Raw genomic sequence first — 15,088 nt, 5'->3', positions numbered from 1 at the left:
CGTACGGCGGGGTCTGGCGCTTCCGCGGTGCGCATCGGCGATCCCGTGGCATTCATCGGTGATCCGCCGGTGCTGCGAGCGGGCTCTCGACGCCGCGAGCGGACCCTCGGCGTATGCGGCCGGCAGCGCGGTCGCGCGGCTTGGTCAGGCGGCGTGCTCACGCCTGCCCGGCACCGGCCGGGCGCGCTCAGCCGCGGTCGGCGACAGGCTGCCCGGCGCCCGGCTGGATCGCCAGGCGCTCAGCGACCGCCCGCAGCCCTGCCAGGTCGTGCACATCACCCGGGAGTGCGGCCACTTCGGCCACCGGCACCTCGGGATGCAGCGCCGCGAAGCGGTCCCGTGTGCGCTGCTCGCGCGCCAGCACCTGCATCCGCTCTGCGTGCAGCCGCAGCAGTCCCGCGGCGAGCTGCTCCGCCGACGCGGGGGAGTCGTCGTCGGGAGCGAGGGCCGGGCCGGGATCTGCATCCGGTGCCGAGGAGCTTCGTGCTTCAACGTTCCCGGAAATACGATCGACAATGCGGGCTTCGTCAAGATTTTCTACAGCGCCACTCGACGGGCTGTCACCCTCCGGGCCCAGCCCGTCCGTTCCGGCCGCTCCGCCGCGCATTCCGCCGCGCATTGGGCCGCCCGTCCCCAGGTCCCCCTCCTCGACCGGGAGCTCCGTCAGCATCTCGGCCGCGGCCAGCGCCCGCTCCGCGGAGAGCTGGGAGGCGCCGCTGCCGTGCACCCGGTTCAGCACCAGCCCGGCCAGCGGCATCCGGTCGGCGGCCAGCCGCTCCACGAAGTACGCGGCCTCGCGCAGCGCGTCCCGCTCCGGAGCGGCCACCACCAGGAACGCCGTGCCGGGCGCCTGGAGCAGCCGGTAGGTGGCGTCGGCCCGGGTGCGGAAGCCGCCGAACATCGTGTCCATGGCGGCCGCGAAGGTCTGCACATCGCGCAGGAACTGCCCGCCCAGCAGCTTGCTCAGCGTGCCGGTCATCATCGACATACCGACATTGAGCATCTTCAGCCCGGCCCGGCCGCCGACCTTCGCCGGGGCGGTGAGGATCTTGATCAGCTTGCCGTCGAGGAAGGAGCCGAGACGTTTCGGCGCGTCCAGGAAGTCCAGCGCGGACCGGCTCGGCGGGGTGTCGACGATGATCAGGTCCCACTCGTCGCGCGCCCTCAGCTGCCCCAGCTTCTCCATCGCCATGTACTCCTGGGTGCCCGCGAAACCGGCCGACAGCGACTGGTAGAAGGGGTTGGCCAGGATGGCCTGGGCGCGCTCGGGATCGGCGTGCGCTTCGACGATCTCGTCGAAGGTCCGCTTCATGTCGAGCATCATCGCGTGCAGCTCGCCGCCCGCGGAGGTGTCGATTCCGGGCACTTGGCGCGGGGTGTTGTCGAGCGAGCCGATGCCCATCGACTGGGCCAGCCGCCGCGCCGGATCGATGGTCAGCACGACCACCTTGCGGCCGCGCTCGGCGGCCCGGACGCCCAGCGCCGCGGCCGTCGTCGTCTTGCCGACGCCGCCCGAGCCGCAGCACACCACGATCCGGGTCTGCGGATCGTCCAGCAGCGCGTCGGCCTCCAGCCGGGGTGCCGCGTCCATGCTCATGCCGATCCGCCTTCTCCCGCGTGGCCCGGGCCGCGCGTCCCGCCGATGCCGTGACGACTCATACCGACCACTGTTTGCGCAGGTCGGTGGCGAGCCGGTAGAGCCCGGCCAAATCGACCCCGTCGGTGAGCAGCTCCAGCTCATGGGTCGGCAGCCCCAGCCGGCCCAGCTCGGTGCGCTGCGCGCGCTCCAGCGCCACCCGCTGCGCGTGCTCGTGTGCCTGCTCCAGCAGCGGATCGACCAGACGCTCGGCGAGCCCGCCCCGCCGGGCGCCGCCCAGGCCCGCCAGGGAGAGCGCCTTGGCGACCGCCGCCCGCTGCCCGTTCGCCGCCGAGTCCACGGCCTCCGGGCCGAGGATCGCCGGCCGGACCATGTTGATGACCACCGCGCCGGTCGGCAGCCCCTCGGCGCGCAGCTCGGCGATGCCGTCCGCGGTCTCCTGGACCGGCATCTCCTCCAGCAGCGTCACCAGGTGGACGGCGGTCTGCGGGGACTTGAGCACCCCCATCACGGCCTGCGCCTGATGGTGTATCGGGCCGGTGCGAGCCAACCCGGCCATCTCGTCGTTGACGTTCAGGAAGCGGGTGATGCGCCCGGTCGGCGGGGCGTCCATCACCACGTGGTCGTAGACGAACTGGCCGTTGCGGGTCTTGCGCCGTACCGCCTCGCACGCCTTGCCGGTCAGCAGTACGTCCCGCAGCCCGGGCGCGATGGTCGTCGCGAAGTCGATCGCGCCGAGCTTCTTCAGCGCCCGCCCGGCCGAGCCGAGCTTGTAGAACATGTGGAGGTAGTCGAGGAGGGCGAACTCGGGGTCGATGGCGAGGGCATGGACCTCCCCGCCGCCCGGAGCGACCGCGATCTTCCGTTCCTCGTACGGCAGCGCCTCGGTCTCGAAGAGCTGCGCGATGCCCTGACGGCCCTCGACCTCGACCAGCAGAGTCCGCCGGCCCTCGTCCGCGAGGGCCAGCGCGAGTGCGGCGGCGACCGTGGTCTTGCCGGTTCCGCCCTTGCCACTGACGACATGCAGCCTGCTCACATTGCGGAGCCTAGCCAGTCGTCGCCGGGAGTACGCACCAGGCCCCGGGGAGGGAGGTATCCAGGGCGGGTGGGAGGGAGCATCCGGGCCGGGTGGGAGGGAGCATCCGGGGCGGCTGGGAGGGAGGCATTACAGTCAGCACCATGACCAAGTGGGAATACGCGACCGTGCCGCTGCTGGTGCACGCGACCAAGCAGATTCTGGACACCTGGGGCGAGGACGGCTGGGAGCTGGTCCAGGTCGTGCCGGGGCCGAACAACCCCGAGCAGCTGGTGGCCTACCTCAAGCGAGAGAAGTCCTGATGAGCGCGGCGGAGCGGAAGCTCGCGGAGCTCGGCCTGCGGCTCCCGGAGGTCGCGGCGCCGCTGGCCTCGTACGTGCCGGCGCACCGTTCGGGTGCGTACGTCTACACCTCCGGCCAGCTGCCGATGGTCGAGGGCAAGCTGGGCGTGACCGGCAAGGTCGGGGCGGAGGTGACCCCGGAGGAGGCCAAGGAGCTGGCGCGCATCTGCGCGCTGAACGCCCTGGCCGCCGTGAAGTCGGTCATCGGTGACCTGGACAAGATCGTGCGGGTCGTGAAGGTCGTCGGCTTCGTCGCCTCGGCATCGGACTTCACCGGCCAGCCGGCCGTCATCAACGGCACCAGCGAGCTGCTGGGCGAGGTGCTGGGTGACAAGGGCGTCCACGCGCGCAGCGCGGTGGGCGTGGCGGTGCTCCCGCTGGACGCGCCGGTCGAGGTCGAGCTCCAGGTCGAGGTCGCGGACTGACGGACCGGCGTCGAGGCCGCGGCCCACATGAGGACCGGGGCCGAGCGCCGTGATGACCGGGGCCGAGCGCCGCGGACCTGACGGGCCGGGCTGAGGTCGCGGCCCAGGTCAGGACCTGGCCGAGGTCGCCGTCCGGCTCAGGACCGGGGCGAGGGCCGTGTCCCGCGTGGGTTCGGGCGCGCCGGTCAGGGGCGAGCCCGAGGCCTGCCACGCGCGTGCGTGCGGCAGGCCCCCCTCGAACATCCGCGCGTAACGGCATAGCATCCGGCCATGTCGTCCACGACCCCCGCGACCAATGGCCAGTGGTATCCGCCCGAGTGGCCGGACCGCATCCGGGCGCTCGCCGACGGCGAGCTGACCCCGGCCGTCCCGCGAGCCGCGGCCACCGTGCTGTTGCTGCGGGACGGCGTCGACGGCCCGGACGTCTACATGCTGCGCAGACGCGCCTCCATGGCATTCGCCGGAGGCGCGTACGCGTATCCCGGCGGGTCCGTCGATCCGCGCGACGAGGGCGAGGTGGCCTGGGCCGGGCCCGCGCGTGAGGCGTGGGCGGAGCGCCTGGGGCTGGGCGGCGACCCGGCCGCCGCGCAGGCGGTGGTGTGCGCGGCTGTCCGGGAGACCTTCGAGGAGTCGGGCGTACTGCTGGCCGGCCCGACGCCGGACACCGTCGTCGCGGACACCACGGGCGAGGACTGGGAGGCCGACCGGGAGGCGCTGGTCGCCCGGGAGCTGTCCTTCGCCGACTTCCTGGGCCGCCGCGGCCTGGTGCTCCGCTCCGACCTGCTGGGCGGCTGGGCGCGCTGGATCACCCCGGAGTTCGAGCCGCGCCGCTATGACACCTGGTTCTTCGTGGCCGCGCTGCCGGCCGGGCAGCGGACCCGCAACGCGTCCACCGAGGCCGACCGGACGGTGTGGATCCGCCCGGAGGACGCGGCCGCCGGCTACGACCGGGGCGAGCTGCTGATGATGCCGCCCACCATCGCCACCCTGCGCGGACTGGCCCCGTACTCCACCGTGGCCGAGGCGCTGGCCGCCGCCGACCGCCAGGACATGACGCCGGTGCTGGCGCGGGCGGCCCTGGTGGACGGAGCACTGGTGCTGAGCTGGCCGGGCCATGACGAGTTCACCAAGCACATCGCGGCCACAGGCGCCGCGGGGGACGCTGCCGGGGACGTCGCCGGGGACACCGCCGAGGACGGAGAGAGCGGATGACCTACGCGGACGCGCTGCCGGGCCAACCGCGGGGCGGGGCGATCGGCGGACCGGCCACCGACCGGGCCGTCTGCGTGCTGGCGCCCAACCCGTCGGCGATGACGCTGGACGGCACCAACACCTGGATCGTCGCCGAGCCGGACTCCGATCTCGCCGTCGTCATCGACCCCGGCCCCCTGGACGAGGGGCACCTGAAGGCCGTCATCGACACCGCCGAGCGGGCCGGGAGGCGCGTCGCGCTGACCCTGCTCACGCACGGCCACCCCGACCACGCGGAGGGCGCGGCGCGCTTCGCCGAGCTGACACGTACCCGGGTGCGCGCCCTGGACCCGGCGCTGCGGCTCGGCGACGAGGGGCTGGGCACGGGCGATGTGATCACCACCGGAGGGCTGGAGCTGCGCGTCGTGCCCACCCCCGGGCACACTGCGGACTCGCTCTCCTTCCACCTCCCGGCCGATGCGGCGATCCTCACCGGCGACACGGTGCTCGGCCGCGGCACCACCGTGGTGGCCCACCCCGACGGACGGCTCGGCGACTATCTCGACTCGCTGCGCCGGCTGCGGTCGCTGACCGTCGATGACGGCGTGGACACGGTCCTGCCGGGCCACGGGCCGGTGCTGAACGACGCGCGCGGCGCGGTGGAGTTCTACCTCGCGCACCGGGCCAGCCGGCTCGCGCAGGTGGAGACGGCGGTCGAGAACGGCGCCCGCGAGGCAGCGGAGGTCGTCGCGCGGGTCTACGCGGACGTGGACCGCTCGCTGTGGCCGGCGGCCGAGCTGTCGGTCCGGGCCCAGCTCGACTACCTGCGGGAGCACGGGCTGATCTGACGGCCGACGCGTACCCGGACACGCCCAGGACATGGTTGAGGGCCCCGCCGCCTGGCGGGGCCCTCAACCATGTCCGGGTGGCAGACGGACGCGCGTCAGCGCGACCGCTTGGCCAGCCGCTCGACGTCCAGCAGGATCACGGCCCGCGCCTCCAGGCGCAGCCAGCCGCGGCCGGCGAAGTCCGCGAGCGCCTTGTTGACCGTCTCGCGGGAGGCGCCGACCAGCTGGGCCAGCTCCTCCTGGGTCAGGTCGTGCACCACGTGGATGCCCTCTTCCGACTGCACGCCGAAGCGGCGCGACAGGTCCAGGAGCGCCCGCGCCACACGGCCGGGAACATCCGAGAAGACCAGGTCGGACATCTGGTCGTTGGTCTTGCGCAGCCGCCGGGCCACGGCGCGCAGCAGCGCGGTGGCCACCTCGGGCCGGGCGTTGAGCCAGGGCTGCAGGTCGCCGTGGCCCAGGCCGAGCAGCTTCACCTCGGTGAGCGCGGTCGCGGTGGCGGTACGCGGGCCCGGGTCGAAGAGCGACAGCTCGCCGATCAGCTCTCCGGGGCCGAGCACGGCGAGCATGTTCTCGCGGCCATCGGGAGAGGTGCGGTGGAGCTTCACCTTGCCCTCGGTGACCACGTACAGGCGGTCGCCCGGGTCCCCCTCGTGGAAGAGGGCGTCACCGCGCGCGAGGGTGACCTCTCCCATGGAGGCGCGCAGCTCAGCGGCCTGCTCATCATCGAGCGCCGCGAAAAGCGGGGCGCGCCGCAGAACGTCGTCCACGAGACTCTCCTTCGTCGACATGCACTTCGGGACCGGGGTCCATCATGCCGGACGGTAAAACAGTGCGATCAATCACAAGTTTGACGCACCGGTGCTATGGACCGTACGGCAGGGGTCCGATTGGGCGGTCGATTTCGTGCGGCCGGGGCGGATGTCGGTGCCGGGGCTTAGGCTGGCCGGGTGTCCAATACGCCGGTGAGAGCACAGGGCAAGGGGGCCGGACGGGTGACCGCACCTCGTAATTCTGCTGTGGGCGAACAGCCCTCCGCTGGCGCCGGAAAGGCCGCGAAGACGGCCAAAGCGCCCAGGTCGGCCGCCGGGCCGCACCGGGCGGGCAGGGCGTCCGCCCCGGCCAAACCCGAGTCCCGGACCGCGCTCGTCCGCCGGGCCCGCCGTATCAATCGCGAGCTCGCCGAGGTCTACCCGTACGCCCACCCCGAGCTGGATTTCCAGAACCCCTTCCAGCTCCTCGTCGCCACCGTCTTGTCGGCCCAGACCACCGACCTGCGGGTCAACCAGACGACTCCCGCCCTGTTCGCCGCGTATCCGACGCCCGAGGAGATGGCGGCCGCCGATCCGGAGAAGCTGGAGCAGCTGATCCGGCCCACCGGTTTCTTCCGGGCCAAGGCCAAGTCGCTGATCGGCCTGTCCACCGTCCTGCGGGACCGTTTCGACGGCGAGGTGCCGGGCCGGCTGAAGGACCTGGTGACGCTGCCCGGCGTCGGCCGCAAGACGGCCAATGTGGTGCTGGGCAATGCGTTCGGCGTGCCCGGGGTGACCGTGGACACGCACTTCGGGCGGCTGGTGCGGCGCTGGAAGTGGACCGAGCAGGAGGACCCGGAAAAGGTGGAGGAGGAGGTCTGCGCGCTCTTCCCCAAGAGCGAGTGGACGATGCTCTCGCACCGCATCATCTTCCACGGCCGCCGCATCTGCCATGCCCGCAAACCCGCCTGCGGCGCCTGCCCGATCGCCCCGCTCTGCCCGGCGTACGGAGAGGGCGAGACCGACCCGGAGAAGGCGAAGAAGCTGCTGAAGTACGAGATGGGCGGACAGCCCGGACAGCGGCTGCGCCCCCCGGCGGACTATCCCGGCAAGCCGGCCGCTCCCCTGGGGGCCGAGTGACCAGCATCTTCGGCGGCCAGGTGGCCGTCAGCGCGCAGGGCCTGCCGGACTGGCTGCTGCCGGTCGCGCGTGCGGCGCAGACGGTCGAGCCCCGGCAGCTGAGCCGCTTCCTGCCGCCGCCGCACGGCGGCCGCCAGTCCGCCGTCCTCATCCTCTTCGGCGAGGGCGAACGCGGGCCGGAGCTGCTGCTCATCGAGCGGGCCGGCACCCTGCGCTCGCACGCCGGCCAGCTCTCCTTCCCCGGCGGCGCGCTCGATCCGGAGGACGGAGATCCGGAAGGAGCGGGTCCGTTGCGCGCCGCGCTGCGCGAGGCCGAGGAGGAGACCGGGCTGGACCCGGCCGGGGTGCAGGTCTTCGGTGTGCTGCCCCGCCTCTACATCCCGGTCAGCAGCTTCGTCGTCACCCCGGTGCTCGGCTGGTGGCGGGAGCCCAGCCCGGTCGCGCCGGTCGACCCCGCCGAGACGGCCCGGGTCTTCTCCGTCGCGGTGGCGGACCTCACCGACCCGGCCAACCGCGCCACGACCGTCCACCCCAGCGGCCACCGGGGCCCGGCGTTCCGGGTGGCGGACGCGCTGGTGTGGGGCTTCACCGCCGGCGTGATCGACCGGATCCTGCACTACTCCGGATGGGAGCAGCCCTGGGACCGGGAGATATGCGTGCCGCTCGACTGGCGGTCATGAGAGGTTGAAGCCCCTGCTGACCCTCGTGCTGAACCCAGTGCTGGGTTCCGCCCGGCGACCATTGCGAGGCAAGTTTCGGTGAACGTGCTGGACATCCTGCTGCTGGTGGCTGCCGTGTGGTTCGCCGTCGTCGGATACCAGCAAGGCTTCGTGGTCGGCGTGCTGTCCGTCACCGGCTTCCTCGGCGGCGGCCTGGCCGCCGTCTATCTGCTGCCGGTGATCTGGGACGCCACCACCGACGGCGGCCGTCCGGGCAGCTTCGGCGCGGTGGTGGCGGTCGTGCTGGTCATCGTCTGCGCCTCGGTCGGCCAGGCGGCCACCACCCACCTGGGCAACAAGCTGCGCGGACACATCACCTGGTCCCCGGCCCGCGCCCTGGACGCCACCGGCGGCGCCCTGGTGAACGTCCTGGCCATGCTGCTGGTCGCCTGGCTGATCGGCTCCGCCCTCGCGCTGCCCGGCACCGCGCTGCCCACCGTCGGCCGGGAGGTCGACGACTCCCGGGTGCTGCGCGGCGTCTCCTGGGCCCTGCCGGACGAGGCCAGCACCTGGTTCAACGACTTCTCCGCCATGCTCGCGCAGAACGGCTTCCCGCAGGTCTTCTCGCCCTTCAAGAACGAACCCATCACCGATGTGCCCGCTCCCGACCCCGAGCTGGCCGAGAGCCCGGTGGCGACGGCCGCCAAGCAGAGCATCGTCAAGGTCGTCGGCACCGCCCCCAGCTGCGGCAAGAGCCTGGAAGGCACCGGATTCGTCTTCGCACCGCACCGGGTGATGACCAACGCCCACGTGGTGGGTGGGGTGGACGATCCCACCGTCCAGATCGGCGGCGAGGGCAAGCTCTACGACGCCGAGGTCGTGCTCTACGACTGGAAGCGGGACATCGCCGTCCTGGAGGTGCCCGCGCTGCGCGCGCCGGTGCTCAAGTTCACCGAGGGCGACGCGCACACCGGCAATGACGCGATCGTCGCGGGCTTCCCGGAGAACGGCGACTTCGATGTGCGTGCGGCCCGGGTGCGGGACCGGATCGACGCCGAAGGCAAGGACATCTACCACCGGGGCAGGGTCACCCGCGACGTCTACTCGCTCTACGCGACCGTGCGCCCGGGCAACTCCGGCGGACCGCTGCTGACCCCGGAGGGCCGGGTGTACGGAGTGGTCTTCGCCAAGTCGCTGGAGAACGCGCACACGGGATACGCGCTGACCGCGGACGAGGTCCGCGAGGACATCGAGCGGGGGCGCACCGCCACCCGCCCGGTCGACAGCCAGGGCTGCGCCCTGTGACGGACCGGCGCTGAGCGGGGCCGCGCGCCTGCCGGCGCCGGGCCGCCACTGCTGGGGTTGCCCTGCGTCGCGTCTGCCCTCCGGGCCCGCGCTGAGCTGGGCCCCGCGCCCTGAGCCCGGCCTCGCGTCCGCGCTGTGCCGGGCCTGCGCTGTACTCGGCCGCGCGTCCACGCGATGCCGTGTCCGCGCTGGTGACGGGTGGGCGCCGTGTGGGGCGCACCCCTCCGGCTGAGCGGGCTCAGCCGGCTCGGCGGCCGGGCTCCGCGCCGTCGGTCAGCGGCTGCGCGGATGCCTCAGGCGCGCCGACACCCAGCGGGCGCGGCGGCGGATGATCCGCGGGATACCCAGCTGCGGATCATGATCGGGATGCTGCGCATGCGCGGCACCGCGCCGCCGCTCGGACACGCCCAGTGTCGTCTCCGACACGTTCAGCGTGGCATCGGCAGTGGCCTCGGAGCCGCGGTCGCGTGGTGCGTCACGGTAGTCGTGCGTCCAGCCCATACCTCGGACTCTGCCCGTGGCCCAAGGTCGGTAATCGCCGACGGGTGCGGCAATTGGCCTATGCGCCGGGCATTTACCTGTTGGTAAGACCATTTCCAGGCAGGCCCGTCGGACGGGTCGGAAGGGGGCCGGGGGCGGGGGTGGGAATGACCCGATCAGGGGGTGCCAGACGCCTTCAGCGATCCGGTTCGGGGTCCCGCAGCCAGTTGATCAGCTCGGTCGAGAAGCCGACCGGGTCCTCTTCGTGCGGGAAGTGCCCCAGCCCGTCGAAGAGCCGCCAGCGGTACGGCGCCTCCACGTACTCCCCTGAGCCCGCCGCGCTCCGGGTCCGCATCACCGGGTCGAGTGAACCGTGGAGGTGCAGCGTCGGCACCCGCACCGGCAGCTTCATCCGCCGGTTGAACTGGAAACCGTCCGGCCGTGCCAGCGACCGCACCATCCACCGGTACGGCTCGATCGAGCAGTGCGCCGTCGAGGGGATCGCCATCGCGCGCCGGTAGACGTCCACGTCGTCGTCGTCCGGTGGGACCGGCCCCGACCACTCGCGGATGAGCCGTCCCACCAGGGCCGCGTCGTCCGCGACCAGCTGCCGCTCGGGGATCCACGGCCGCTGGAAGCCCCAGATGTGGCTGCTCGCCGCGGACTGCCGGACGTCCGCGACCATGGCGGCGCGCCAGCGCCGGGGGTGCGGTGAGGAGGCGACCGCCAGCCGCCGGACCAGCTTCGGCCGCATCACGGCGGCCGTCCACGCCAGATAGCCGCCCAGATCGTGGCCGACCAGCGCGGCGTCCGGCTCGCCGAGCGAGCGGATCACGCCGGTGATGTCGAGGGCGAGGTTGGCCGGGTCATAGCCGCGGGGCGTGCGGTCGCTGCCGCCGACCCCGCGCAGGTCCATCGCCACCGCCCGGAAACCGGCGTCGGCGAGCGCGGTCAGCTGGTGCCGCCAGGTCCACCAGAACTGTGGGAAGCCGTGCAGCAGCAGCACCAGCGGGCCGTCGCCGAGTTCGGCGATGTGGAATCGCGCTCCATTGGCCGCGACATCCCGGTGTGTCCAGGGGCCGTCGAGCCGTACGACCGCGCCAGCGGTATCGGGGACCGTCATACCTCAGGAGCGTGTCACATCGGCGGCGACCAGGTGGCCGTCCACGACGGTGCGCGTGTGCGGCTTGACGTTCGACAGTACGGCGGCCGTCTGCTTGGCCGAATCGATGGACTTCTGCGGCGGCTTGACCTTCTTGAACTTGGCGAGCGCGAACGCGCCCAGGACCAGCGCGAGCAGCCAGTACAGGCCGCCGACGATCAGGAAGCACCAGACCAGGCCGAGGTCGGTCCAGGCACGGAAGCCGTACGCCAGCGCGAAGCTGAGCACCGGGAGGGAGAAGAGGAGGAGGATGCCGGCGCCGATGATCGCCCCGCTGCCGAACGCCGCCCGCTTGACGTCCTGCCGGATCTCCGCCTTGGCCAGCGCGATCTCGTCGTGAACCAGCGCGGACAGCTCACTGGTCGCCGACGCCACCAACTGCCCGAGGCTGCGGTTCCCGCTGTCTTCGGCTGCGCTCATCGCCATCTCCCTCTGCTTGGCTGCGGACCTAAAGCCTCTCAGATCATGCCGGACCATCGTCACTGGTGTCCTTTGCGGCGGCCACTTCAGCGAGGCGGCGGTGCTCGGCCGCCTTCGCCTCCAGGATCGCGGCCATCCGCAGGTGGTACTCGGGGTTGTCCTGCTCGTAGACGTCGGGGATGCCGTCCAGGTCCTCGTCCCGGTTCTCCTCGGCACACAGCCGCTGGTACCGGTTGTTCCGCATCTTCAGGAGCACCCCGGCGATCACCGCGGCGAGCACTGAACCGATCAGCACCGCCGCCTTCACCTCGCCGGCCAGTGACGGGTCGTCCGGGAAGGCGAGTTCGCCGATGAGCAGCGAGACGGTGAAGCCGATGCCGGCGAGTGAGGCGACGGCGAACACATCCGCCCACTGAAGATCCTCGTTGAGCTCCGCCTTGGTGAAGCGGGCGGCGAGCCAGGAGCCGCCGAAGACGCCGACGGTCTTGCCCACCACCAGACCGAGCACCACACCCAGCGTCTCGGGCCGGGTGAAGACATCGGCCACCGCGTCACCGGAGACCGAGACGCCCGCGGCGAACAGCGCGAAGAGCGGCACCGCGAGCCCGGCGGACAGCGGCCGCACCAGATGTTCGATGTGCTCGGCCGGGGAGCGCTCCTCGCCCTCGCGCACGGTGCAGCGGAGCATCAGCCCCATGGCGACGCCCGCCACCGTGGCGTGCACACCGCTGGCGTGCATCAGCGCCCAGATCACCACCGCGAGGGGGACGTAGACGTACCAGCCGCGGACGCCCTTGTGGAGCAGCGCCCAGAAGACCACCAGGCCCAGCACCGACAGCCCGAGCGCCACGTAGTCGATCTCCTGGGTGAAGAAGGTGGCGATGATCAGGATGGCGAAGAGGTCGTCGACGACCGCGAGGGTGAGCAGGAAGGCGCGCAGCGCCGCGGGCAGGGCCGTGCCGATGACCGCGAGAACGGCGAGCGCGAAGGCGATGTCGGTCGCGGTCGGGACCGCCCAGCCCTCCAGGCTGCCACCGCCGAAGCTGGCGCAGGCGACGTAGACCAGGGCGGGGGCGGCCATGCCGCAGACCGCGGCGACCACCGGCAGCGCGGCCGCCTTGGGATCGCGCAGCTCGCCCGCGATCAGCTCCCGTTTGAGCTCGATGCCGGCCACGAAGAAGAAGATGGTCAGCAGCCCGTCCTGCGCCCAGGAGGCGACGGACAGATGGAGATGGAGCGACCCAGGGCCGAAGGAGAAGTCCCTGACGTCGGCGTAGAAGTCGCTGAGCGGGGTGTTGGCGAGCAGCAGCGCGGCGATGGCGGCGACGAGCAGCAGCACCCCGCCGACGGTCTCGGTGCGCAGGGCGTCGGTGACGAACGTCCGCTCCGGGAGGGACTGGCGGCCGAGGAACTTACGGCGGTTGGGCGCGGCCACGGGGAAGACCTCTCTGAGAGCCGGACGGGCGGATACACGTGTGCTGCTGTATGCCGACCAGACTTCCCGGCGCGCCTCAGTTCTTGCCGCGATTTTTACGCGTCAGGCACTCACCCTAACCGGAATGGGTGAAGGGCGCCCCGCGTGGCGGTGACGCCCTTCCCTGGTAGGCGGCCCTGAGGCTTGCCTTTTCTGTCTTCTCCCGCGGCTTTTTGGAGCCGGTGCGGCCCGGGTCAGTCCTCGCTGGGCGCGCTGGGGAGCCTGCTCTGGATCAGATCCATCACCGAGGAGTCGGTGAGCGTGGTGACATCGCCCAGCGCGCGGTTCTCCGCGACGTCCCGGAGCAGCCGGCGCATGATCTTGCCGGAGCGGGTCTTCGGCAGCTCCGCCACCGGCAGGATCCGCTTGGGCTTGGCGATCGGGCCCAACTGCTTGGCGACATGGGCGCGCAGCTCCTCGACCAGGCTGCCCTCCCCGTCGACGGAGGCGGCCAAGTCCTGTGCGGCCTCGCCGCGCAGGATGACGAAGGCGCAGATGGCCTGGGTGGTCTGCGGGTCGGTGGCGCCGACGACCGCGGCCTCGGCGACCTTCGGGTGCGATACCAGCGCGGACTCGACCTCGGTGGTGGAGATGTTGTGGCCGGAGACCAGCATGACGTCGTCGACCCGGCCGAGCAGCCAGATGTCGCCGTCCTCGTCCTTCTTGGCGCCGTCGCCGGCGAAGTAGCGGTTGGTGAAGCGGGACCAGTAGGTGTCCAGGTAGCGCTGGTCGTCGCCCCAGATGGTGCGGAGCATCGAGGGCCAGGGCTCGGTGAGGACGAGGTAGCCGCCGGAGCCGTCGGGCACTTCGTTGGCGTCGTCGTCCACCACGGTGGCGGCGATGCCGGGGAGCGGGACCTGCGCCGAGCCGGGCTTGGTCTCGGTGACCCCCGGCAGTGGGCTGATCATGATGGCGCCGGTCTCCGTCTGCCACCAGGTGTCGACGACCGGTGTGGTGTCCGCCCCGATGTGCTTGCGGTACCAGATCCATGCCTCGGGGTTGATCGGCTCGCCGACCGAGCCCAGCACGCGCAGGCTGCTGAGGTCGAACTTGGCCGGGATGTCGTCGCCCCACTTCATACAGGCGCGGATCGCGGTCGGGGCGGTGTAGAGGATGGTGACCCCGTACTTCTGGACGATCTCCCACCAGCGGCCCTGGTGCGGGGTGTCGGGCGTCCCCTCGTAGAGCACCTCGGTCGCGCCGTTGCTCAGCGGGCCGTAGACGATGTACGAGTGGCCGGTGACCCAACCGACGTCCGCGGTGCACCAGTAGACGTCCGACTCCGGCTTCAGGTCGAAGACCGCCTGGTGGGTGTAGGAGACCTGGGTGAGGTATCCGCCGGTGGTGTGCAGGATGCCCTTGGGCTTACCCGTCGTCCCCGAGGTGTAGAGGATGAACAGCGGGTGCTCGGCGTCGAACGCCTCGGGGGTGTGCTGGTCGGACTGGCGCTCCACCAGCTCGTGCCACCACACGTCGCGGCCCTCGGTCCAGGTGCCCCCGGCCTCCTCCAGGGACTGCCCGGTGCGGCGGACCACGAGCACGCTGCGCACCTTCTCGGTGCCGGGGCGGGTCAGTGCCTCGTCGACCGCGGGCTTGAGGGCGGAGGGCTTGCCGCGGCGGTAGCCGCCGTCGGCGGTGATGACGACCCGGGCGTCGGCGTCCTCGATGCGGGTGGCGAGCGCGTCGGCCGAGAAGCCGCCGAAGACCACGGAGTGCGGGGCGCCGATCCGGGCGCAGGCCAGCATCGCGACGACCGTCTCCGGGATCATCGGCATGTAGATCGCGACCCGGTCGCCGGCCTGAACGCCCAGCTCGATCAGGGCGTTGGCGGCCCGGGATACCTCGCGCTGCAGCTCGCCGTAGGTGAGGGAGCGGGTGTCCCCGGGCTCGCCCTCGAAGTGGAGCGCGACCCGGTCGCCGAGGCCGTTCTCGACGTGGCGGTCGACGCAGTTGTACGCGACGTTGAGCTTGCCGTCGGCGAACCACTTCGCGAACGGGGGGTTGGACCAGTCCAGCGTCTCGGTCGGCTCGGTGGCCCAGGTCAGGCGGCGAGACTGCTCGGCCCAGAAGCCCAGCCGGTCGGCCTTCGCCTGCTCATACGCTTCCGCGGTGACATTGGCCTGCGCGGCCAGATCGCTAGGCGGCGCGAAGCGGCGCTCCTCCTTGAGGAGGTTGGCCAGACTCTCGTTGCTCACGACATCTCCCATTCCCAGGGTGCCCGTTGTGTCCCGGTCATAGCTCACCAGCACGCGGTAGGC

General features: G+C 72.0%; 15 protein-coding genes. 7 read left to right on the top strand and 8 right to left on the bottom strand.

What is annotated here, in order from left to right; translation table 11 throughout:
* Window positions 1-187: 187 nt before the first annotated feature.
* Window positions 188-1,597 (bottom strand): ATPase BagB, encoded by a 1,410-nt coding sequence (bagB, locus tag AC4BDD_RS13240; protein ID WP_490691203.1) that lies wholly within the window; start codon window positions 1,595-1,597, stop codon window positions 188-190.
* 58 nt (window positions 1,598-1,655) lie between these two features.
* Window positions 1,656-2,633 (bottom strand): ATPase BagA, encoded by a 978-nt coding sequence (gene bagA / locus AC4BDD_RS13235; protein WP_490691202.1) that lies wholly within the window; start codon window positions 2,631-2,633, stop codon window positions 1,656-1,658.
* Between the two features lie 143 nt (window positions 2,634-2,776).
* On the opposite strand from bagA, the gene sp36 reads away from it, so the two are divergent.
* The 4 genes from sp36 (at window position 2,777) to AC4BDD_RS13215 (ending at window position 5,438) form a co-directional block, all read left to right on the top strand.
* The gene (gene sp36 / locus AC4BDD_RS13230) at window positions 2,777-2,935 is read left to right on the top strand and encodes a Sp36 family protein (protein WP_017947820.1); all 159 of its coding nucleotides are present in this window, start codon (window positions 2,777-2,779) and stop codon (window positions 2,933-2,935) included.
* On the top strand, window positions 2,935-3,399 hold the full coding sequence (locus AC4BDD_RS13225; protein ID WP_490691201.1) for a RidA family protein: 465 nt from the start codon (window positions 2,935-2,937) through the stop codon (window positions 3,397-3,399). The genes sp36 and AC4BDD_RS13225 overlap by 1 nt, the downstream gene beginning before the upstream one ends.
* A gap of 270 nt (window positions 3,400-3,669) precedes the next feature.
* On the top strand, window positions 3,670-4,611 hold the full coding sequence (locus tag AC4BDD_RS13220) for an NUDIX hydrolase (RefSeq protein ID WP_490691200.1): 942 nt from the start codon (window positions 3,670-3,672) through the stop codon (window positions 4,609-4,611).
* Window positions 4,608-5,438, top strand: a complete 831-nt coding sequence (locus AC4BDD_RS13215; protein WP_490691199.1) for an MBL fold metallo-hydrolase — start codon at window positions 4,608-4,610, stop codon at window positions 5,436-5,438. The genes AC4BDD_RS13220 and AC4BDD_RS13215 overlap by 4 nt, the downstream gene beginning before the upstream one ends.
* 95 nt (window positions 5,439-5,533) lie before the next feature.
* On the opposite strand, the gene AC4BDD_RS13210 is transcribed toward AC4BDD_RS13215, so the two are convergent.
* Window positions 5,534-6,208: a Crp/Fnr family transcriptional regulator gene (locus tag AC4BDD_RS13210; protein WP_003981529.1), complete on the bottom strand. Its 675-nt coding sequence runs from the start codon at window positions 6,206-6,208 to the stop codon at window positions 5,534-5,536.
* 249 nt (window positions 6,209-6,457) lie between these two features.
* Here AC4BDD_RS13210 and nth point away from each other — a divergent pair, with 249 nt between their 5' ends.
* The 3 genes from nth to AC4BDD_RS13195 all read left to right on the top strand — a co-directional run bounded on the left by nth (window position 6,458) and on the right by AC4BDD_RS13195 (window position 9,294).
* Complete coding sequence (gene nth, locus AC4BDD_RS13205; protein WP_490691198.1) at window positions 6,458-7,330, top strand: endonuclease III; 873 nt, start codon at window positions 6,458-6,460, stop codon at window positions 7,328-7,330.
* The gene (locus tag AC4BDD_RS13200) at window positions 7,327-8,010 is read left to right on the top strand and encodes an NUDIX hydrolase (protein ID WP_490691197.1); all 684 of its coding nucleotides are present in this window, start codon (window positions 7,327-7,329) and stop codon (window positions 8,008-8,010) included. The genes nth and AC4BDD_RS13200 overlap by 4 nt, the downstream gene beginning before the upstream one ends.
* A gap of 78 nt (window positions 8,011-8,088) precedes the next feature.
* Window positions 8,089-9,294: a MarP family serine protease gene (locus tag AC4BDD_RS13195; RefSeq protein ID WP_490691196.1), complete on the top strand. Its 1,206-nt coding sequence runs from the start codon at window positions 8,089-8,091 to the stop codon at window positions 9,292-9,294.
* Window positions 9,295-9,567: 273 nt separating this feature from the next.
* Here AC4BDD_RS13195 and AC4BDD_RS13190 read toward each other — a convergent pair whose 3' ends face one another.
* From AC4BDD_RS13190 to acs, 5 genes are all read right to left on the bottom strand, one after another.
* Complete coding sequence (locus AC4BDD_RS13190) at window positions 9,568-9,795, bottom strand: hypothetical protein (RefSeq protein WP_490691195.1); 228 nt, start codon at window positions 9,793-9,795, stop codon at window positions 9,568-9,570.
* Between the two features lie 175 nt (window positions 9,796-9,970).
* Window positions 9,971-10,897: an alpha/beta fold hydrolase gene (locus AC4BDD_RS13185; protein ID WP_490691194.1), complete on the bottom strand. Its 927-nt coding sequence runs from the start codon at window positions 10,895-10,897 to the stop codon at window positions 9,971-9,973.
* A 3-nt stretch (window positions 10,898-10,900) separates the two neighbouring features.
* The gene (locus AC4BDD_RS13180) at window positions 10,901-11,356 is read right to left on the bottom strand and encodes a phage holin family protein (RefSeq protein ID WP_490691193.1); all 456 of its coding nucleotides are present in this window, start codon (window positions 11,354-11,356) and stop codon (window positions 10,901-10,903) included.
* A 43-nt stretch (window positions 11,357-11,399) separates the two neighbouring features.
* Window positions 11,400-12,791: a Na+/H+ antiporter NhaA gene (nhaA, locus tag AC4BDD_RS13175; protein WP_490691192.1), complete on the bottom strand. Its 1,392-nt coding sequence runs from the start codon at window positions 12,789-12,791 to the stop codon at window positions 11,400-11,402.
* A gap of 233 nt (window positions 12,792-13,024) precedes the next feature.
* The gene (acs, locus tag AC4BDD_RS13170; RefSeq protein WP_490691191.1) at window positions 13,025-15,025 is read right to left on the bottom strand and encodes an acetate--CoA ligase; all 2,001 of its coding nucleotides are present in this window, start codon (window positions 15,023-15,025) and stop codon (window positions 13,025-13,027) included.
* Between the last annotated feature and the right edge of the window lie 63 nt (window positions 15,026-15,088).

The sequence above is a fragment of the Streptomyces sp. JLBT605 genome (assembly GCF_058215555.1).
This window is presented reverse-complemented; position numbering and strand designations above follow the sequence as displayed.